General features: G+C 60.9%; 15 protein-coding genes and 1 pseudogene. 9 read left to right on the top strand and 7 right to left on the bottom strand.

Features of this window, described 5'->3' with window-relative positions:
• Positions 1-113: 113 nt before the first annotated feature.
• The 5 genes and pseudogenes from VJ698_RS02090 to VJ698_RS02070 form a co-directional block, all read right to left on the bottom strand.
• Complete coding sequence (locus VJ698_RS02090; protein WP_324101000.1) at positions 114-527, bottom strand: VOC family protein; 414 nt, start codon at positions 525-527, stop codon at positions 114-116.
• A gap of 172 nt (positions 528-699) precedes the next feature.
• A complete protein-coding gene (locus VJ698_RS02085; RefSeq protein WP_324100999.1) occupies positions 700-3,273 on the bottom strand; it encodes a PAS domain S-box protein in 2,574 nt (857 codons plus the stop codon).
• A gap of 320 nt (positions 3,274-3,593) precedes the next feature.
• Positions 3,594-3,934: pseudogene (locus VJ698_RS24565) on the bottom strand (hypothetical protein); the annotation flags it as partial.
• Between the two features lie 79 nt (positions 3,935-4,013).
• Complete coding sequence (locus VJ698_RS02075) at positions 4,014-5,420, bottom strand: NAD-dependent succinate-semialdehyde dehydrogenase (protein WP_324100998.1); 1,407 nt, start codon at positions 5,418-5,420, stop codon at positions 4,014-4,016.
• Positions 5,421-5,484: 64 nt separating this feature from the next.
• Positions 5,485-6,429 carry an aldo/keto reductase gene (locus tag VJ698_RS02070; protein WP_324100997.1) on the bottom strand — a complete coding sequence of 315 codons (945 nt, stop codon included), beginning with the start codon at positions 6,427-6,429 and terminating at the stop codon, positions 5,485-5,487.
• 371 nt (positions 6,430-6,800) lie between these two features.
• Between VJ698_RS02070 and VJ698_RS02065 the strand changes: the two genes are divergently transcribed.
• The 6 genes from VJ698_RS02065 to VJ698_RS02040 all read left to right on the top strand — a co-directional run bounded on the left by VJ698_RS02065 (position 6,801) and on the right by VJ698_RS02040 (position 12,899).
• Positions 6,801-8,213, top strand: coding sequence for an efflux transporter outer membrane subunit (locus VJ698_RS02065; protein WP_324100996.1), 1,413 nt, complete (start codon positions 6,801-6,803; stop codon positions 8,211-8,213).
• Between the two features lie 15 nt (positions 8,214-8,228).
• A complete protein-coding gene (locus tag VJ698_RS02060; protein WP_324100995.1) occupies positions 8,229-9,524 on the top strand; it encodes an efflux RND transporter periplasmic adaptor subunit in 1,296 nt (431 codons plus the stop codon).
• Between the two features lie 8 nt (positions 9,525-9,532).
• Positions 9,533-10,249 carry an ABC transporter ATP-binding protein gene (locus VJ698_RS02055; RefSeq protein ID WP_324100994.1) on the top strand — a complete coding sequence of 239 codons (717 nt, stop codon included), beginning with the start codon at positions 9,533-9,535 and terminating at the stop codon, positions 10,247-10,249.
• Positions 10,249-11,451, top strand: a complete 1,203-nt coding sequence (locus VJ698_RS02050) for an ABC transporter permease (RefSeq protein ID WP_324100993.1) — start codon at positions 10,249-10,251, stop codon at positions 11,449-11,451. Before VJ698_RS02055 ends, VJ698_RS02050 begins: the two co-directional genes overlap by 1 nt.
• Before the next feature lie 70 nt (positions 11,452-11,521).
• On the top strand, positions 11,522-12,454 hold the full coding sequence (locus VJ698_RS02045) for an L-lactate dehydrogenase (protein ID WP_324100992.1): 933 nt from the start codon (positions 11,522-11,524) through the stop codon (positions 12,452-12,454).
• A 109-nt stretch (positions 12,455-12,563) separates the two neighbouring features.
• Complete coding sequence (locus tag VJ698_RS02040) at positions 12,564-12,899, top strand: hypothetical protein (RefSeq protein WP_324100991.1); 336 nt, start codon at positions 12,564-12,566, stop codon at positions 12,897-12,899.
• Between the two features lie 227 nt (positions 12,900-13,126).
• On the opposite strand, the gene infA is transcribed toward VJ698_RS02040, so the two are convergent.
• Positions 13,127-13,390, bottom strand: coding sequence for a translation initiation factor IF-1 (infA, locus tag VJ698_RS02035; RefSeq protein ID WP_324100990.1), 264 nt, complete (start codon positions 13,388-13,390; stop codon positions 13,127-13,129).
• Between the two features lie 444 nt (positions 13,391-13,834).
• Entirely contained in the window at positions 13,835-14,236 is a 402-nt protein-coding gene (locus VJ698_RS02030; protein WP_324100989.1) for a DUF1488 family protein, read from the bottom strand.
• Between the two features lie 404 nt (positions 14,237-14,640).
• Between VJ698_RS02030 and VJ698_RS02025 the strand changes: the two genes are divergently transcribed.
• The 3 genes from VJ698_RS02025 to mgtA all read left to right on the top strand — a co-directional run bounded on the left by VJ698_RS02025 (position 14,641) and on the right by mgtA (position 19,077).
• Positions 14,641-14,946, top strand: coding sequence for a DUF167 family protein (locus tag VJ698_RS02025; protein WP_324100988.1), 306 nt, complete (start codon positions 14,641-14,643; stop codon positions 14,944-14,946).
• A 633-nt stretch (positions 14,947-15,579) separates the two neighbouring features.
• A complete protein-coding gene (locus VJ698_RS02020) occupies positions 15,580-16,203 on the top strand; it encodes a hypothetical protein (protein WP_324100987.1) in 624 nt (207 codons plus the stop codon).
• A gap of 108 nt (positions 16,204-16,311) precedes the next feature.
• Positions 16,312-19,077: a magnesium-translocating P-type ATPase gene (gene mgtA, locus VJ698_RS02015; RefSeq protein WP_324100986.1), complete on the top strand. Its 2,766-nt coding sequence runs from the start codon at positions 16,312-16,314 to the stop codon at positions 19,075-19,077.
• Positions 19,078-19,130: the final 53 nt, after the last annotated feature.

The following is a 19,130-nucleotide window of genomic DNA, read 5'->3' as shown; positions in this document are numbered from 1 at the left end:
AACCTTCACACCTGCGGCGCGGAATGCGCACCCCACGCAGGCGCCCGTGGCAATTTTATTGTGCCGTATTTGTGCTGGCACGGCACCTATGCCCGCCGGACATGCGGGCCGGCTCACTGCGCAACGATAACCATCCATCCCATGCCGAAACGGTCCATTACCATGCCGAAGCAGGGAGAAAAGAAGGTCTTCCCGATCGGCATTTGTACCGTGCCACCGTCCGCGAGCGCATCGAATGCCTTTCTTGCACTTTGTTCGTCCGGAAAATCAAGGGACAGCGAAAAACCCTGAAACGCGATCTGGCCGGAACAGTGGCCATCCGAGGCCATAATCGTCGAGGATCCGATGCGCAGGCTGGCATGCATGACCTTGTTTTCCGACCCGGGCGGGATGACCCCGGGCGGTGGCGCTTCGGGCGCGTCCTTGTAGCGCATCAATGCGGTCACTTCCGCACCGAGCGCGCGGCGATAGAACTCGAACGCCTCTTCGGCGCGTCCGTTGAAGAACAGATAGGGCTGGACTTGCATGGAATTCTCCTCTTGCCTGGTTGAAATACAAGCTGAATCGGACGGGCTGCCCAGCGTGTTTCCGGCAATTACCTGCGGCGCTGGATCGCAAGCCCGTCACATCCACGACGAACGAGAGAGGGTGAAATCGACATTCTGCGCGGTTTTTTCAAGAGCCGTTTTACTGGGCGCATCAGCAGGGGAATTCCTCTGGCGCATGCAGTGGAATGGAAAAGACAAGGCGCGTTCCCCTTCCCGGCTCACTGTCGACAACAAAAGCCCCGTCGAGCGACACGATGCGCTCCTCGGCGCCGACCAGCCCGAAGGAATTTTTCTTGCGGCGCGCGCCCGGCGCGATGCCGATCCCGTTGTCTGCGACAATCATTTCCAGCATCTCGTGGCGAACACGGACGGTAATGCGCACCCTGCTCGCCCTGGCATGCTGAAGAATATTGGTCAGCGACTCCTGCAAGACGCGGAACAAGGCAACGCAGCGCTTCTCGTCCAGATAGCGATCAAAGTCCGGGTCGTCCACCTCCAGTTCGCACACCACGCCGCTCGTGCGCTGGAATTCCTTCACCTGCCACTCGATGGAGGGCATCAGCCCAAGGTCCATCACGGAGGGCCGCAGGTTGTTGATGATGGCCTTCACGCTTTTGATCGCGGAGTCGATGTGCTCAAGCATCATCTTCATCGTAACGTGCAACTCCGGATACGACGAGGCCGCGCGTTGAGCGAGCATCGACGTATCGATCCGCAGCACCAGCAGCGTCTGCCCGAGTTCGTCGTGGATATCGCGCGCAATCCGCTTGCGCTCGTCTTCCTTGATCTGCACCTGGTGGTCAACCAGTTCCCGTATCCTGGCCCGCGAATGACGCAGCGCCTGTTCGGCACGCTTTTTCTCGGTGATGTCCCTGCCGGTTCCGCGATAGCCCTTGAATGCGCCATGTTCATCAAACGTGGGTTCGCCGCTGATGCTATGCCAGGCGATTTTTCCATTCGGCGCCTTCCACATGTATTCAAGATCCCTGAAGGGAAGACGGGCTCGCATCACGGCATAGCGTGCGCGCCATATCGCTTCGTCGCCGCTGATTCCCATGTTTTCCGGGGTGCGCCCGAGAATGGCATCGACGATATCCCTTTTCATGGCGGTGCCCCAGCCTGAAACCCGTGAAATTCGATAACGCTCGTCTGTCTCCCAGTACCATTCGGAAGACAGCGCGACCAGACGGTGAAAACGTTCCTCGCTTTCGCGCAGGGCTTGCTCGGCCCGCTTGCGTTCGGTGATGTCACGCACGAAGGCCAGTGATGCGTTCTCGTTGTCGTACGTATAGGGCACGGTGGATACCTCGCCATGCAGTACTGAACCGTCGAGCCGGAGCATCGCGAATTCCATCTGGGGCGCGCTTTGCCTTTCGATGCTGACGGAGCGAATGCGTGCCTCGACGATTTGGCGGGAATCAGGATGCACGAAGTCAACGATCGGTTTGCCCAACAGCTCTTCGCTCGTGCTCGCGCCGAACAATCGCAACGCGGCCGGATTCACGTAGACAAAGCAACCGTGTGCATGCACCAGTATTGCCTCCGTTGAATTTTCGCCGAGGGCACGCAAGCGTTCCTCGCTTTCGGCAAGCGCGCTTTCGCTGCGACGGCGCCCCTCGATCAGCGCATTGACATTCTCGACCATGCCACCGATCTCATCCTTGCGTTTCACGGGCAGCAGCGCGAGCGGCGCTTCGCCCTGCGTCATCTGCCGCATCGCCCGCCCGGTCAGGTCGAGCGGCGCAAAAATGCGTCGCGTCAGCCAGTGCGCAAGCAATACGACGAGCAGCGTCAGCAGCGCGGCAAGCGCGACAAGATAGTTGCGCATGGTGGCAATCGGCTGGAACGCCAGCTCCGCGGGCAAGGATGCGATCACCAGCCAGTTCGCGGACGGCACTCGGCTGGCGGAATAAAGCTTCGGGTTGCCGTCCGGGCCGGGCGCAATGCCGGAGCCCTCGAAGCCTTCGGCAAACCGGTCATACAGCGGGTCGGCACCTCGCCTGGGCAATGGAGTGAGAAAGCGCGCCGTGTCGCTGGATGCAATGATGATGCCGTCGCGCGGGGAAATCACATGCAGCAGCCCCTTTCCTCCCGAGGATGAATCAACGAGATGGCCAAGAAAATCGGATGAGCTCAGGTCCGTCGCGCCGGCAATGACGGCGCGCACCTTCCCGATCTGGTCGAAGACAGGGACCGACACGGGCAGGATGAATCGCCTCGACGTTCCGTCCATGAAAGGCTTGTCGACATAAGGCCTTTCCGTCTCCACTGCCTTCCGGAAGTAGGCGCGATCTCCGAAATAAATGCCGCGACGAGCGGAAGGCGGAGGAATGTCGGCAATCGCCATCCCGTCCAGCCCAATGACGGTCACGCCGCCACTAAACGCATGACGCAGGATTTCTTCGCCGTTGAGGTAGGCCTCGACACGCTGCGGCGACAAGTCGCCGGGAAACCTTGCGGCTGCGAGAGCAAGCAGTTTCAGGCGATGCGACAGCTCGCTGTCCAGGTCGGCAGCGATATACCTTGCAGTAGCGAGCTGCTGGTCGAACAGGACCGCGCTGAGCTCCTGGCGCTGGATAGTGGTGGCAAACGAAACCAGTGCCCAGATGACAGTCACCGAAAGGCCGCAGGAAAGCGCCGTCAGGCGTCCCTTGAAGGAATCCGCGTGACGCCATAGGGGAAGTCCAGTGAATTTGTGGATGCAGCTTGAGACGAAACTTGACATAAGCGGTCGTTCACTTTGATGCTACTTGTACTGTACGGGTTGCCCGCCCGAGGCGTTCAGGGGGTCATCATTGTTCATCTCCGCCAATTCCTCGAGGAAACGCTATCCTGCCGTCGATCCGCTTGTGCACACCAAAGGGTGCAGTTCGCAGTCCGTCCAGATAACTTGCTGCGGTGTACGGCGCGCCCCGGCGTCCCCTGTCGGGTCGATCTGCCTAAAGGAAAAGTTGACATGACGCTCCTTTCCCGGCCATGGATCGACGGGAAAAATAGTCCGGGCGCCAACAAAGCGGAGCGAGCCAATCTAACATGCGTGATTAGCTAAGAATTGATGATTATCAATAGAGTGAGTTCCGTAAGGTAACTTTTTGTTACGGCAGCCTTTGATGATGCCGTTCTGCAACAAGTCGTTACCCCACACGTCGTCCGAGCACGAAGCAGGCGCGCGGTGAGTCCGGCACTTGACTTGAGCAAGCGGCCCGCGGCGAACGCAGCGATAACGTCTGCAAGTATGTTGAGCGCAACACGGATGCGTCCGAGCAAAACCAACTGCGACGCGAACGTTTCGCCTAGCGAGACAAACCGGGCAGGAACGCCAGAAAGAAGAGCGCTGTCTTGACGTTCAGCGCCTCGACGATAATCCCCTTAAATAGCGCACGGCGGCAGTTCAAATCCCTGCCGCACTTATCCCGTCGATGAAAAATTCAGGCCACGCAGACGTATCCCTACCTGAATTGCCTCCTATTCGAGGCGGTCTCCCGGCACCTGCGATTTGGCATCCCCTTCCACCCGGGCGTGGTAAACCGTCTTCACGTTGACGAATTCCTGGATACCGAACCAGGAAAGTTCGCGCCCGTAGCCGGACTGCTTCACGCCGCCGAAAGGCAATCGCGCATCGGACTTCACGAAGGCATTGACGAAGACATTGCCTGCTTCGATGCGGCGCGCGATGCGGTCTGCCCTCGCCTTGTCCTGCGTGAACAGTGCCGCGCCCAATCCGAACGGCGACTGGTTCGCCAGTGCGATCGCATGTTCCTCATCATTGGCTTCGATGATGGCCGCCACCGGACCGAAGACTTCTTCGTCGAAGGCGACCATGCCTGGCTGCACGTTGGTCAGCACCGTCGGTGGGTAGTAGGCGCCTACGCCCGACGGAACCTGCCCGCCGGTCAGCAGCTTCGCCCCCTGGCGCACGCTCTCTTCCACTTGGCGATGCACCTGGTCGCGCAGGTCGGTGCGGGCCAGCGGTCCGATATCCGAGCTGTCATCGCGCGGATCGCCATAACGGATCTTCTGGAAGCGTTCGACATATGCCCGCTCGAACTGCGCGCGCAGGGACTTGTGCACGATGAACCGCTTCGCCGCAATGCAGCTTTGCCCGGCATTGATCAGCCGGCTCTTGACGCAGATGTCGACAGCAGCATCGAGCCTGGCATCATCGAGAACCACGTAAGCATCGCTTCCGCCCAGTTCCAGCACGGTCTTCTTCAATTCGGCGCCGGCAGCCCGGGCCACGGACCGGCCGGCGGCAGCACTGCCGGTGAGCGTGACCGCCTGGATGGCAGGATGCCGGATGATCTGTTCGACGCGTGCGCTCTCGACCAGCAGGGCGGTAAACGTCTGTTCCGGAAAACCCGCCTCGCGGAAAACGTCCTGGATGGCGAGCGCGCAGCCGGACACGTTGGACGCATGCTTGAGCACACCGATATTGCCGGCCATCAGCGCAGGTGCGGCAAACCGGAACACCTGCCAGAACGGGAAATTCCAGGGCATGACCGCCAGCACGGGTCCCAGCGGATCGAAGGCGATATAACTTTCCTCCGCATCGGTCAGCACCATGTGGTTTGCGAGGAAGCGCTGCGCATTCTCGGCATAGAAATCGCAACAGCCGGCGCATTTCTCGATCTCAGCGACGCCGTCACGCAGCACCTTGCCCATTTCGTCGGCCATGAGTTCTGCAAGCTGCTGCTTGCGGCCACGCAACACGCCGCCGGCCGCCTTTAGCAATTGCGCGCGGTCGGCGAAGGAGCTTTTCTTCCAGTCATGAAACGCTGACTCCGCCGCGCCGAGCAAGCGCTCGACTTCGGCATCATCTTGCGGATCATAGGTGCGAATGACTTGCCCGGAATGCGGATTGACGCTTTGCATGATGTCGGCCCCAGGATCTGGATTCCGTTACGACTGCGCGCCTGCCGCCTGGTTCCGGCGGGTGTTATGCCGACGCTTGAGTCAGTTGGTCGATTGCTGTCTGGTCGAGCTTCAGCCGCGTGGCACCGATCAGCTCGTCGAGTTGCTGAATGCTGGTCGCGCTGGCGATCGGCGCAGTGATGGCCGGGCGTGCCATCAGCCACGCCAGCGCCACCTGCGCAGGCGTGGCTCCTGCGCGCTTCGCCACGTCATCCAGCGCAGTGAGAATGCGTATGCCGCGCTCGTTCAGGTAATTTTTCGCCCGCGTACCGCGCACGCTCTTGGCGAGATCCGCCTCGGAACGGTACTTGCCGGTGAGGAAGCCGCTGGCCAGGCTGTAGTAGGGAATCACGCCAATGCGGTGCTTCAGGCAGACCGGTTCCAGCGTGCTTTCGAAGTCGCTGCGCTCGACCAGGTTGTAATGCGGCTGCAGGCACTGGTACACCGGGAAACCATGGCGGCGACTGATGTCAAGCGCCTGTTCCAGCCGCTCGGCACTATAGTTTGATGCGCCGATGACCCGTACCTTGCCTTGCCGGACGAGCTCGGCATAGGCTTCCAGCGTTTCCTCAAGAGGCGTGTCTGCGTCGTCGGTATGCGACTGGTAGAGATCGATATAGTCCGTCTGCAGGCGACGCAGTGAATCCTCCACGGCCTGCCGGATGTATTCCTTGCGCAAGCCCTTCTTGTCCGGCCCCATTTCCATCCCGACCTTGGTGGCGATGACGACACGATCGCGCTTGCCGCTGCGCTTGAGCCATTTGCCGATGATCGTCTCCGATTCTCCGCCGCTGTGCCCGGGCGCCCAGCGCGAATACACGTCGGCAGTGTCGATCAGGTTCATGCCCGAGGCGACGAAATGATCCAGCAATGAAAACGACGTGGTTTCGTCGGCGGTCCAGCCGAACACATTGCCACCGAATGCCAGCGGCGCCACTTCGATATCCGAAGAACCGATCTTGCGCGTCATGGGAGTGATCCTTTCATGGAAAAATTGGTACTGGAATGGGTAGGGCGAGTGTAGCGCCAACCGGAAAAGCTTGCGTCGGAGCGAACTATGCCCGCCTCTTCCTGTGTTCCCTTGTCGGCGCGGGACACACTTCGACATGGTCCGGACAAAGTACGGACACATGCAGCAGCTACCATTGCCGATGCAGGCACGGAAACGCTCAATGCGCACCGCGAGTCCGGAATGTTTGATCTGGTTCATGGGAATGCCCGGTACCCGCCAGTAACCTGTTTCCTTCACGGCAATTCGTTCAATGCCGGCGGGAATCCGCGTTATGCACGTATCCGTGCGCGTACCGCAGGATCAACAACGTACAGGGTGGAACCCACGCCATGAGTTCAAAGCTGCTCTTGCCCTTGCTGCTGGGAACGGCGCTGGCCGGCTGTGCCTCGGTCGGCCCGGATTACCGTGCCCCAGATATCCCGGCGCAGGCGGCATGGCATGCAGGAATGCATGGCGGGCTTGCCAGCGATGCCGTCGCGCCGGCATTGATCACGCAGTGGTGGCGCCAGCTCGGCGACCCGACACTGTCCGCGATAGTGGAGCAAGCCATCGCCGCCAACCCCGATGTACGCAGTGCGCAGGCAGCATTGCGACAGGCACGCGCGCGGCGCGCCATTGCCGGTGCTGCACTCGCGCCGACTGTCGGCGTGTCTGCTTCGGGCAGCCGCAGGACGCCCGCCGCCGTGGGCGGAGGGGGCAAGGAATTCTACGATGCAAGCTTCGATGCGAGCTGGGAGCCGGACGTCTTCGGCGGCGCGCGGCGCGGCGTCGAAGCGGCGCAGGCTGACATGGAAGCCAGCGCGGCCAGCCTCGAGGCCACGCGCGTATCGCTGGCTGCCGAGGCCGCGCTGAACTATGTGCAAGCGCGCGCGCTGCAGGTCCGCATCGGTATCGCGCGCAGCAACCTGGAAAGCCAGAACGAAACCTGGCAGCTGACCGACTGGCGTGCCCAGGCCGGGCTGGCGGCATCGCTGGATGTCGAACAAGCCAGGGCAAATCTGGAGCAGACGCGGGCCCAGGTTCCAGCCCTGGAGCGCTCGCTTGCCGAGACGCAGAACCGCCTTGCCATTCTCATGGGCGAAGCACCGGGCAGCGTCCACGCGCGCCTGGCCGGTTCCGCTTCCATTCCGGGGATGCCGGAACAGATGGCCGTCGGCATTCCTGCCGACACCCTGCGCAGGCGTCCGGATGTGCACGCAGCCGAGCGCAGGCTGGCAGCAGAAACGGCGCGCATCGGACAGGCACAGGCGGCCCGCTATCCCGGCTTCAGCCTTTCAGGCTCGATCGGCCTGGAATCGCTGGCACTCGACACGCTCGCCAACGGCACGGTGACACGCTCCTTCGTGGCCTCCGTGGCATCCACCATTTTTGATGCGGGCAAGCGCGAACAACAGGTCGCCGCGCAGGACGCGGTGCGCGAACAGGCGCAGGCGGCGTATGAATCGACGGTGCTGGGCGCGCTGGAAGAAGTGGAGAACAGCCTTGCCGCCTTCGCGCGCAGCAAGGAGCGACAAGCGTCATTGCTCGCCGCCGTGAATGCCGCGCGCAATGCCGCCCTGCTCGCCCGCCAGCGCTATGCCAGCGGCCTGATCGATTTCCAGACCGTGCTTGATACCGAAAGAACCGTCCTGACGCTGGAAGACACGCTGGCCGTCGCGCAGGCCGACGGCAGCTCGTCCGTCATCAGGCTGTACAAGGCCCTGGGCGGCGGCTGGACTCCCGCTGCCGCCTCCCCTCAATGAATCGCAGGCGTGCTCATGAACGATCATCGCGTACCACGACACCAGGACATTGCAGCCATCCTCGAGACCGGCAAGGCAGCCGGACGGGCCGGCCGCCGGCGCTGGATCACCGCAAGCATCCTGATCATTGTCCTTGCCGCGCTCGCTTACGCAGCTTTCCGCTGGGGCAATGCCGAGCCGCCGCTGAACTACCTGACCGAGGAAGTTACGCGAGGCAACCTGGTCGTGACCGTGTCCGCTACCGGAACGCTGCAACCGACCAACCAGGTGGACGTCGGCAGCGAACTGTCGGGGACCATCGAGCGCGTGCTGGTGGATGACAATGACCATGTGAAGAAAGGGCAGGAACTGGCGCGCCTCGACACCTCCAAGCTGCAGGACCAAGTCACCAGGTCGAGTGCGGCGCTGGTTGCAGCGGAAGCGCAGGTGGTGCAGATGCAGGCAACCGTCGAGGAAGCGCAAGCCAGCCTTGCACGTCTGCGTCATGTCGCCGAACTGTCCGGCGGCAAGGTGCCGTCGAAAGCGGAAATGCAAACCGCGGAGGCTGCCCTCAAGCGCGCCACGGCGACCGAGGCCAGTGCGCGCGCGGCAGTCGGGCAGGCGCGCGCAACCTTGAAGTCGGACCAGACCAATCTCGGCAAAGCCACGATCCGCTCGCCGATCGACGGTGTGGTCCTCGCGCGCAAGGTCGAACCGGGGCAGACCGTCGCCGCGTCGCTGCAGGCGCCGGTGCTGTTTACGCTTGCGGAAAACCTCAAGCAGATGAAGCTGGAGGTGGATGTCGATGAGGCGGACGTCGGGCAAGTGAAGGATGGGCAGCAGGCGACATTCAAGGTCGATGCCTACCCGAATCGCGATTATCCGTCACGCATCACGCGCACCGCCTACGGTTCGCAGACCAAGGAAGGTGTTGTTTCCTATTTGACCGTGCTGGAAGTGAATAATGACGACCTCAGCCTGCGCCCGGGCATGACGGCGACCGCCTCGATTGTCACGGCATCACGGGAGAACGTCTTGCTGGTGCCCAATGCCGCGCTCAGGTTTTCACCGCCGTCCGCGAAGCCATCGGGTTCCAATGGCGGCCTGGTCGGCAGCATCATGCCGCGCCCGCCGCGCAGCAATGTGCCAAAGCGCGCCACGATCACGCCGGGCAAAGGCGGCAGCCAGCAGGTATGGGTGCTGCGCGATGGACAGCCCGTCGCGGTTCCTGTCACGCTGGGCGCCAGCGATGGCAGGGTCACCGAGGTGATGTCCGGCGAACTGCAACCGGGGATGGCGGTGATCACTGAAAGCGTGAGTGCTGCGAAATGAGCGCGAACATGGAATCGGACGAACCAGGCGCGCCGCTGATCCGGCTGGCTGGTGTGACCAAGACGTTCGGCGCAGGCACGGCGGCATTCCAGGCGCTGCGCGGCGTCGATTTCTCCATCGATGAAGGCGAGTTTGTCGCCATCATGGGTCCGAGCGGCTCCGGCAAGTCGACTGCGATGAACATTCTCGGCTGTCTCGATACGGTGAGCTCGGGTTCCTATCTCTTTTCCGGTATCCACGTCGAGGATCTCACGCGCAAGCAGCGGGCCCTGCTGCGCCGCCATTTCCTCGGGTTCGTATTCCAGGGGTTCAACCTGCTTGGCCGCACCTCGGCGCAAGAGAATGTCGAATTACCTTTGCTGTACCGCGGCATGCCGGCAGCGGAGCGCCACAACGCGGCGCTGGCTGCACTTGCGTCCGTGGGATTGAAGGGATGGGAGAAACATGTGCCGTCGCAATTGTCGGGCGGCCAGCAACAGCGCGTAGCGATTGCGCGCGCCATCGTGACCAATCCGATCGTGCTTCTGGCCGACGAACCGACGGGCAACCTCGATACCGCGACAAGCCGCGAGATCATGGACCTGCTCACATCGCTGAACCGTGACAAGGGGATCACGGTGCTGATGGTGACGCACGAGCCTGACATGGCGCGCTATGCCGGGCGCATCATCCGCTTTGTCGACGGCAAGGTCGAGTCGGACCAGCTTAACGAGGAGCACGCCTGATGCTGCTGAACACCCTGCTGCTCGCGCTGCGCGAAATACGACGCAACCTGATGCGCTCTTTCCTGACCATCCTCGGCATCGTGATCGGCGTGTCGGCAGTCATCACCATGGTCACGCTCGGCAACGGTGCCACACGTTCCGTCCAGGACCAGATCGCGGCCATGGGCAGCAATCTCATGATGGTTCTGCCAGGGCAGCGACTCGGGCCGTTCTCCGGCGGCGCGCCGCTCTTCAAGGTTGCCGATGCGGATGCCATCGCCCAGCAGGTGAGCGGCCTGAAAGGTGTTGCGCCGGTGTCAACCAAGGGCACTACCGTCGTTCGCATGTCGCGCAACTGGTCCACCTCGGTCACCGGCACCACCGCTTCCTATTTCGAGATCGGCCGCTGGCGGCTCGCGAGCGGCCGGGTCTTCACGCCGCCGGAAGAGCATGCTGGCAAGGCTGTGTGCGTGATTGGCGAAACGGTGCGCCGGGAACTGTTCGGCCGGCAGAACCCTGTCGGCCAGGACATCCGCATCAAGCAGTTCACGTGCGAGGTGATCGGCCTGCTTGCGTCAAAGGGGCAATCAACCATGGGATCCGACCAGGACGATACCGTCGTCATGCCGCTGCGCACCGTACAGCGCCGCCTGACCGGCACGCAGGATGTGCGCATGCTGCAGGTATCGGTAATGGATGGTGTATCGACTGACAGGGTCAAGCAGAACATCACGCTGCTGATGCGCGAGCGGCGCAAGATTTCCGCCAATGAAGATGACAACTTCAACGTGATGGACACCAGGCAGATTGCCGAGACACTGACCGGCACGACGAAGGTCATCACGGCGCTGCTGGGCGCAGTGGCGGCGGTCAGCCTGATGGTGGGCGGCATCGGCATCATGAACATCATGCTGGTCTCGGTGACGGAACGCACGCGCGAGATCGGCATCCGCCTTGCCATCGGCGCGCTCGAACGCGAAGTCCTGCTGCAGTTCCTGATCGAGGCCGTGGTGCTTGCCTGCCTGGGCGGCATCATCGGCGTCATCCTGGCCACCGTCGCCTCGATCGGCCTGGCCGGGGCGATGCACGTGCCTTACCTGTTTAACCTGCAGGTCAACGCCCTATCCTTTCTGTTTTCGGCCGTCATCGGCGTGATCTTCGGCTACTTCCCGGCAAGGCGCGCGGCTCGCCTGGATCCGATCGAGGCGCTGCGGCACGAATAGCGCCAGGCCGAGAACAGGCGCGCCCTTCTGCCATCCAAGCTCTTGTCTTGCCCGGATTGCAGGAGGCGTCATGAAGCTTGGTATCGTTGGTACGGGGCATGTCGGCAGTACGGCGGCTTATGCCCTGGTGCTGCACGGCATCGTCAGTGAGCTGGTCCTGGTCGACAACAACCATGCGCTTGCCGCTGCGCACGCGACAGATATTCTGCATGCCACGCCATTTGTGCGGCCCGTGCGCGTGTATGCGGGAGACTATGAGGCCTTGTCCGGATGCGAGATCGTCATCCTTGCCGCCGGCGCCGGGCAGGTCCCAGGTGAATCACGCATGCAACTGCTGGCGCGCAATGCGGAAGTGTTCAAGATGATCGTGCCGCAGGTCATGCGGCACGCACCGAATCCGATACTGCTGGTCGCCACCAATCCGCTCGATATCATGACGCAAGTCGCCACGCGCGTGTCCGGCCTGCCATCGACACGCGTGCTGGGCTCGGGCACCATTCTCGACACCGCGCGTTTCCGCTCGCTGCTCGGCGAATTCTGCGGCATCTCGCCGGACTCGGTGCATGCCTACGTGCTTGGCGAGCATGGCGATTCGGAAGTCCTTGTCTGGTCCGATGCCACTGTTGCCGGCATGCCGCTTGCCGATTTCACGGCAATACGCGGACGACCGCTGACGACCGAGGTGATGGCAAGGATTGGCGATGAAGTGAGGCGGGCGGCCTATCGCATCATCGAGGGCAAGGGTGCGACCTACTTCGGCATCGGCGCCGCGCTGGCGCGCATTGCGCGATGCATCCTGTTCGATGAGCGCGCGGTGGTCACGGCCTGCACGATGACGCCGCAGGTGGAAGGTGTTTCTGATGTAGCGCTATCGCTGCCGGTGGTTGTCGGCCGGGATGGCATCCAGATGCAACTGCAGCCGCCACTCAATGCGCAGGAGAAGGACGCCCTGTTCCGCAGCGCTTCCCTCATCAAACAGCATGTGGCGAGCATTGGCTATTGATGCGATGCGACGCCACGCCATCTGCGAGCGATAAGGCGTCTCCTCTGGAACAACGGCTCACGCCCGGCATCTAAAAGATCTTCTTGCCATACCAATAAGGTGATGCACGATGAAAGCGATATTTTCCATACTGGCCGTTGCGGCCATGATGCCGTCCATTGCTGCGGCACAGTGGTACGGATCTTCGTTCGGCAAAACGATCGTGGATACGGGAAACCAGGATGTTTCCGTTCGCACCCACCGCATGACGGCGCCACTCATCGTCGGCATAGCAAACAACTCGCCGAATGCCGTCCGATGCAGCGCAAGCTTCAGTCATCTTCCGGTGATCGATGAAACCGAAAGCGCGACGATCGCTCCCGGCAAGACGGTGACGCTCGTGAATCGCCACGGGTATCCCACCGCGCGAATTGATACCAAGGTAACTTGCACCAAAGCTGCCTAATCCTTGGTTTGCAGTTGATGACGAGACAATCTGCGGCGAGCGCAAGGCGCCCACCGGAGCGATAGTTTTGCTATCGCGAGGATGGGTAAGGCAGTAATCGCTGTCGCATGTTCGGCATAAACCGTAGATTGGGGTACGACGGACCACTATGCACAGTTGCAGTCGTTCCTGACTACACCTCTGCTCCTATTGAGCAAGGCATAGCGGAATCACGGGGCAGGCGACCGTTAGCGACGGCGCTGATAACCACCAGGCCGGCTCGGTCCGCGCTGTTCGAGGTGACGGAAAGTGATACGGCCTTTGCTCAGGTCGTACGGGGACAGCTCGACCGAAACCTTGTCGCCGGCGAGGATGCGGATGTGGTGCTGGCGCATCTTTCCGGACGTGTAGGCGACCAGTTGGTGGCCATTGTCGAGGTCCACGCGGAAACGCGAATCGGGGAGTACCTCGGTGACGAGGCCGTTCATTTCAAGCAAGTCTTCTTTAGCCATGGTGTGATCCCATACAGTTCGCGCCCGGCTGCGGCCATGCCGCACGCATTGCCTGGGGCGAGTGCGCCCAAGCCTGCCCGGCAGTGATCGCGCAAGCGCGAGGTGGTGAAAAGTCAAGTCGCCAGACCCTCGCGGGGGTATTGGCACAAGTGCAGAGCACGCTGCAAGGTGCAGCGCGGCACCTTGACGAACGATGATGCGAACGATGATGGTGGCCAGCGCACGTAAAGCTGCAGTCTTTGCGCGACCGAGGAACTGGAAAAGGCTGAATGCGGAAACCGGACTCGGGCCAGGCGGACAATCGCCATCGAACAGTGAACTATACCATATGCGAGGGGTCCTCGCCGCTGATATCGGCCATGATGACGGCACTATCGGGCGGTCATGACCGCTCGATAATACAACGCGATTTGCGAATCGCTTTTGGAATCGTTTTTGGAATCTCTACTGCGCACGCTGTACGCTGAAGGTTTCCGGATGCAGGGTCAATGGCGAACCCGCCACGCCAGCCGCCACGAGGCGACGCGCAACGCCATTGATCTTCGCCTCAAAGGCATTGAAGATTTTCATGATGTCTTCATCCGGATCTTCACGCTTGACGGCGCAAAGCTTGTGCAGCGCCTCTATCGTGATCAGGCAATCGCGCCTGATGAAGTCAACGGTGACAGTAAAACTGACGCCCTCTTGCGAAACAGTCGGACGGTTCAATAACTCGTTCATGGTTTCCCTTTGATGGATGCCGGGATGTGCCGATATGGCACGCAGTGCAGCGGAGTGCAATGGCATTGGATTTCTGCCAGGCGGGTCTGAAAATGAGGCGGGGCGCTGACGGATTTCGAACGTCATGGGTGTCCGGCTTTTGTCACTGGACGCCCAAGGCTTGCAGGCGAAGCATAGTCAACTATACACCTATGCGCGCCCCGCTTGCAGAAACTTCCTCTCGGTATCCTGCGTCTTGCCATGCGATAACTGCACGGGTCAACGGCATCGCATGCCATTCTTGGTCATGCCGCGGATCCTTCCAGCAAGTGAGTGCAACGAAACCGTCTTGTGGGCCTTGCATGCATCGATTACCATCGAGCCATGAAAGACAACCCCAATATTGCTGTATCGCTGCGCTCATCAGCAACAATCCGCGAGTCGAAGCGTTGACCATGCGAAAGCCAAGGCGTACACCGCATCACCACGGAAGCAATGGCACCCGGACTGGTTCGTTCTGCACGTGGGATGGCGAAACATTAATCCTCAATGTGCTTGGAAAGCCAAGCGCCAAAAGCGATGCCATCGGCCAGGTGAGCGGCAACCAGCTCAACATCAGCGTCACGGAAGCGCCAGTGGCGGGGCGGGCCACGGACCACATGGTGCGCTTCCTGTCCGCTCAATTCGGCGTATCGACAGACGATATTGAAGTCGTCTTCGGCAGGTTCAATGTCAACAAGCAGTTGCGCATACGTTCACCCAGACATCTGCCGCCTGTCATCAGTGAATATCTTTCACGGGAAGCGTCGAGTGCAGGCCGTTCAGACGAGGTCAACCCGTTGACGGACGAGGCGTGATCAACGCGATGTACATGGGCGCGTTTGCCAGACTTCTTGAAATCGACAATCCTTTTTTCCCGGCCGAAAACTGGCCATCGCATTAAACGGCAAGGGTGCTGCCGTTTGATCGCGCTGAGCAGCCAGGCACGGTCAAAACACTCTTCGTGCAGCGTTGTACAAGTATGTGACGCTTGAGCAGATGCGGGTGGAGCCCATTTCGCCTCATTATTTTTTTGCTCTGCACCGACACAGGCATTGTTGTTCGCCACAACCTGGCAGGTTACAATCGCGCCCATTGCAACTTCGGAGTTCTTCCTGTGGACAGTTCTAGTAGTCGATCTTGCATCGACCAATCCCAGGCAAGGTAACGCGGGTTTTCTCATCTCGCCACTACCTTGCCAATCTGGCGGGTAGTGGCATCTGGCGGCCGGTTCTCGGCTGCTTTCAGCTACTTCCCATGTGAACATGATATGCCGCGGCGAGCTGCGGCGATAATGGAAAGGCCAGGTGCATAGACGCACCCGCCGGGGAGTACCCATGCGACATGATTTCTCCATTCCGCGCCCTCTGGCGCGCCTTCATGATATAGCGGTCTTTGCCGGACTATTGGCGGCCGGATTGGCCGCTCCGCAGGTGCAGGCCGCACGACCGATGGTCACAGACGATGCCCGCATCGTCGATGCCAGAACTTGTCAAATTGAAAGCTGGGTCAAGGGCAACCAAGGCAGTACCGAGTTTTGGGCGCTCCCGGCCTGCAACCTCACGGGCAATCTGGAATTCACACTCGGTGGCGCGCGCACCCACATGGACGGGCACACCCGGACTACAGACATCGTCGTGCAGGGAAAGACGCTTTTCAAGCCACTGGATACGAACAGCTGGGGCGTCGGGCTGGTTGGCGGAACGACGCACCATCCGCAATCCAATACCGGCACGCGAGACTGGTACGCCTATGTGCCGGCCAGCTTTTCATTCCGCGATGACGGCGTAGTCGTGCATGCCAATCTCGGCTGGATGCGCGATGGCCAAACCCTGCGCGACGATATGACTTGGGGATTGGGTACCGAGGCCCGCCTCGAGGCGCACACCTGGCTGATTGGCGAGAGCTTCGGCCAAAACCATGGCAATCCCTTCTATCAACTCGGTTTGCGCCATTGGCTCATGCCGGATCGTGTCCAGCTTGACGCAACCATCGGGGACCGCACCGGCGGCGGCCGACAAGAGCGGTGGCTATCCATCGGCTTGCGCTTCCTTTCGCTTCCATTCCTGCCTTGAGGCCGGCGGCGCTGTCAACGCTTCGCATACCAGACCCTGATTATTCGCTGTCCATCAGAACACGCTTTCAAGAGCGTAAAGCAGGCCAGCGATCCTGGAGATAAAAACATGAACTTCACACTGCTGAAAGAACTCTTCGCGGACTTTCTTCGCACACACCGCGTCACCCGACACTTCCGCCGCCTGGTCGTGCTGGACACGCGGACCCTGACCAGTGTCAGCCGGGAGCTGCCCGCCGGGCTGAGCAAGAATCTTGTCACGGCCGCCACTACGGACATGGAATCCCTGCTGAGGCAGCTTGACAGCCACAATGACGGCCTGAGTGACGCGCAGGCCGAAGCGGTGCGCGCCCGCGTCGGCCTTAACGAGGTCGAACACGAGAAGCCCTTGCCATGGTGGACGCACCTCTGGCTTTCCTTCCGCAATCCCTTCAACCTGCTGTTGACGCTGCTGGCCAGCATCTCCTTTCTGACTGATGACATCAAGGCCACCATTGTCATCAGCACCATGGTCGTGCTCTCCACGCTGCTACGCTTCTGGCAGGAGGCCAAGGCCAACAAGGCCGCCGACGCTTTGAAGGCGATGGTCAGCAACACAGCCACCGTTTACCGCCGCGACATTTCCGAAGACGCTGCTCCGGAAGCCGAGCAGTTCTTTGGCGTGCATCTGCACGTCAAGAGCGCACAGCGCGTCGAACTGCCGATCAAGTTGCTGGTGCCCGGCGACGTCATTGTGCTCTCGGCCGGCGACATGATCCCGGCCGACTGTCGCGTGCTGTCGGCCAAGGACCTGTTCGTGTCGCAGGCGGCGATGACCGGAGAGTCGATGCCAGTGGAGAAGTTCGCAAACCAGCGTGATGCCAATGCGATCAACCCGCTGGATCTGGACAACATCGTTTTCATGGGCACCAACGTCGTCTCGGGTTCGGCCACGGCTGTCGTGCTCGGCACCGGCAACACCACCTACTTTGGCGCCTTGGCCAGCCGTGTCACTGCCACCGACCGCGCTCCGACTTCCTTTCAGTCGGGCGTGAACAAGGTGAGCTGGCTGCTGATCCGCTTCATGTTCGTGATGGTGCCGCTCGTACTCTTCATCAACGGCATCACCAAGCACGACTGGATGGAAGCATTGCTGTTTGCGCTGTCCATCGCCGTGGGCCTGACGCCCGAGATGTTGCCGATGATCGTTACCTCCACCCTGGCCAAGGGTGCGGTGTTCCTGTCACGCAAGAAGGTAATCATCAAGCGCCTCGACGCCATCCAGAACTTCGGGGCGATGAATGTGTTATGCACCGACAAGACTGGCACGCTGACCCAGGACAAGATTTTCCTCGCGCGCCATATCGATGTGTGGGGTGAAGACTCCGACGATGTGCTGGAGATGGCCTACCTGAACAGCTATTACCAGACAGGCCTCAAGAACCTGCTGGACGTGGCCGTGCTGGAACATGCCGAGGTGCACCGCGAGCTGGAGCCGGCAAAGAACTTTCGCAAGGTTGATGAAATCCCGTTTGATTTCAATCGTCGCCGCATGTCGGTCGTCGTCGCCGAGCACGACGAACACCATGTGGTCATTACCAAGGGTGCGGTCGAGGAAATCCTGTCGGTCTGCACTCAGGTGCGCCATCGCGAGGCAGTCGAGCCATTAACGCCAGAACTACTGACACGCATCCGCGAAGTGACGGCCGACCTGAACGAAGAGGGCCTGCGCGTGGTGGCGGTGGCCGCGAAGGAGCTGCCACCACTCCAGGAGGTCTATGGCCTGGCCGACGAACGTGAGCTGACACTGATTGGCTACGTGGCGTTCCTCGATCCGCCGAAAGAATCCACCGCTCCGGCGCTCAAGGCGCTGGCCGAGCATGGCATTGCGGTCAAGGTGCTGACCGGCGATAACGAACTGGTGACGGCAAAGATTTGCCGCGAGGTGGGCCTCGCCCAGAAAGGCGTCCTGCTGGGCAGCGACATAGAGCGCATGAGTGACGACATGCTGGCCGGGAAAGTGGAAAGTCACAATGTCTTCGCCAGGCTCACACCATCGCACAAGGAACGCATCGTGCGCCTGCTGAAGGCCAACGGCCACGTGGTTGGATTCATGGGGGACGGCATCAATGATGCCCCGGCCCTGCGTACGGCCGATATCGGTATCTCGGTCGATACCGCCGTGGACATCGCCAAGGAGGCGGCCGACATCATCCTGCTGGAGAAGAGCCTGATGGTGCTCGAAGAAGGCGTGCTGGAAGGTCGCCGCACCTTTGCCAACATGCTCAAGTACATCAAGATGACGGCCAGCTCGAACTTCGGCAATGTATTTTCGGTACTGGTAGCCTCAGCCTTCATTCCGTTCCTGCCCATGCTGCCAATGCATCTCCTGGTGCAGAACCTGCTGTACGACATCTCGCAGATTGTCATCCCGTTCGATCATGTGGACGAGGAACAGTTGCGCGAACCTCAGCGCTGGCAGCCGGGCGACATCGGGCGCTTCATGGTGTTCTTTGGCCCGATCAGCTCGGTGTTCGACATCACGACTTTTGCAATGATGTGGTTCATATTCCACGCCAATACGCCGGAACGGCAAACTCTGTTCCAGTCGGGCTGGTTCGTCGTTGGCCTGCTGACGCAGACCCTGATCGTGCACATGATCCGCACGCCGAAGCTCCCGTTCATCCAGAGCCGCGCTGCGATGCCGCTACAAGTAATGACGGTCGTGATCATGGCTGTCGGCATCTTTCTGCCGATGGGACCGTTTGCGCACTATTTCAAGCTGCAAGCGCTGCCACTGCTGTACTTTGCGTTCCTGCCGGCCATCCTGCTTGGATATATGGCACTGACACAAGTCATGAAGGATATCTACGTACGCCGCTACGGATGGCAATGACATGCCCGGCCGTTCGGCGCCGTCTCCAGTACCGCCGCATGATGTCGGTCACG

The organism is Noviherbaspirillum sp. (genome assembly GCF_035254685.1).
GTDB lineage: Bacteria > Pseudomonadota > Gammaproteobacteria > Burkholderiales > Burkholderiaceae_D > Noviherbaspirillum.
The sequence above is the reverse complement of the archived record's forward strand: the minus strand, read 5'-3'. Positions and strand labels throughout refer to the sequence as shown.

Excerpts from the sequence above, each read along its gene's own strand:
- VJ698_RS02050 (WP_324100993.1), top strand. The coding sequence starts at position 10,249 with ATGCTGCTGAACACCCTGCTGCTCGCGCTGCGCGAAATACGACGCAAC.
- VJ698_RS02040 (WP_324100991.1), top strand. The coding sequence starts at position 12,564 with ATGAAAGCGATATTTTCCATACTGGCCGTTGCGGCCATGATGCCGTCC.
- VJ698_RS02030 (WP_324100989.1), bottom strand. The coding sequence starts at position 14,236 with ATGACGTTCGAAATCCGTCAGCGCCCCGCCTCATTTTCAGACCCGCCT.
- VJ698_RS02075 (WP_324100998.1), bottom strand. The coding sequence starts at position 5,420 with ATGCAAAGCGTCAATCCGCATTCCGGGCAAGTCATTCGCACCTATGAT.
- VJ698_RS02090 (WP_324101000.1), bottom strand. The coding sequence starts at position 527 with ATGCAAGTCCAGCCCTATCTGTTCTTCAACGGACGCGCCGAAGAGGCG.
- VJ698_RS02020 (WP_324100987.1), top strand. The coding sequence starts at position 15,580 with ATGGTCACAGACGATGCCCGCATCGTCGATGCCAGAACTTGTCAAATT.
- infA (WP_324100990.1), bottom strand. The coding sequence starts at position 13,390 with ATGGCTAAAGAAGACTTGCTTGAAATGAACGGCCTCGTCACCGAGGTA.
- VJ698_RS02060 (WP_324100995.1), top strand. The coding sequence starts at position 8,229 with ATGAACGATCATCGCGTACCACGACACCAGGACATTGCAGCCATCCTC.
- VJ698_RS02085 (WP_324100999.1), bottom strand. The coding sequence starts at position 3,273 with ATGTCAAGTTTCGTCTCAAGCTGCATCCACAAATTCACTGGACTTCCC.
- VJ698_RS02055 (WP_324100994.1), top strand. The coding sequence starts at position 9,533 with ATGGAATCGGACGAACCAGGCGCGCCGCTGATCCGGCTGGCTGGTGTG.
- VJ698_RS02045 (WP_324100992.1), top strand. The coding sequence starts at position 11,522 with ATGAAGCTTGGTATCGTTGGTACGGGGCATGTCGGCAGTACGGCGGCT.
- VJ698_RS02070 (WP_324100997.1), bottom strand. The coding sequence starts at position 6,429 with ATGACGCGCAAGATCGGTTCTTCGGATATCGAAGTGGCGCCGCTGGCA.
- VJ698_RS02065 (WP_324100996.1), top strand. The coding sequence starts at position 6,801 with ATGAGTTCAAAGCTGCTCTTGCCCTTGCTGCTGGGAACGGCGCTGGCC.
- mgtA (WP_324100986.1), top strand. The coding sequence starts at position 16,312 with ATGAACTTCACACTGCTGAAAGAACTCTTCGCGGACTTTCTTCGCACA.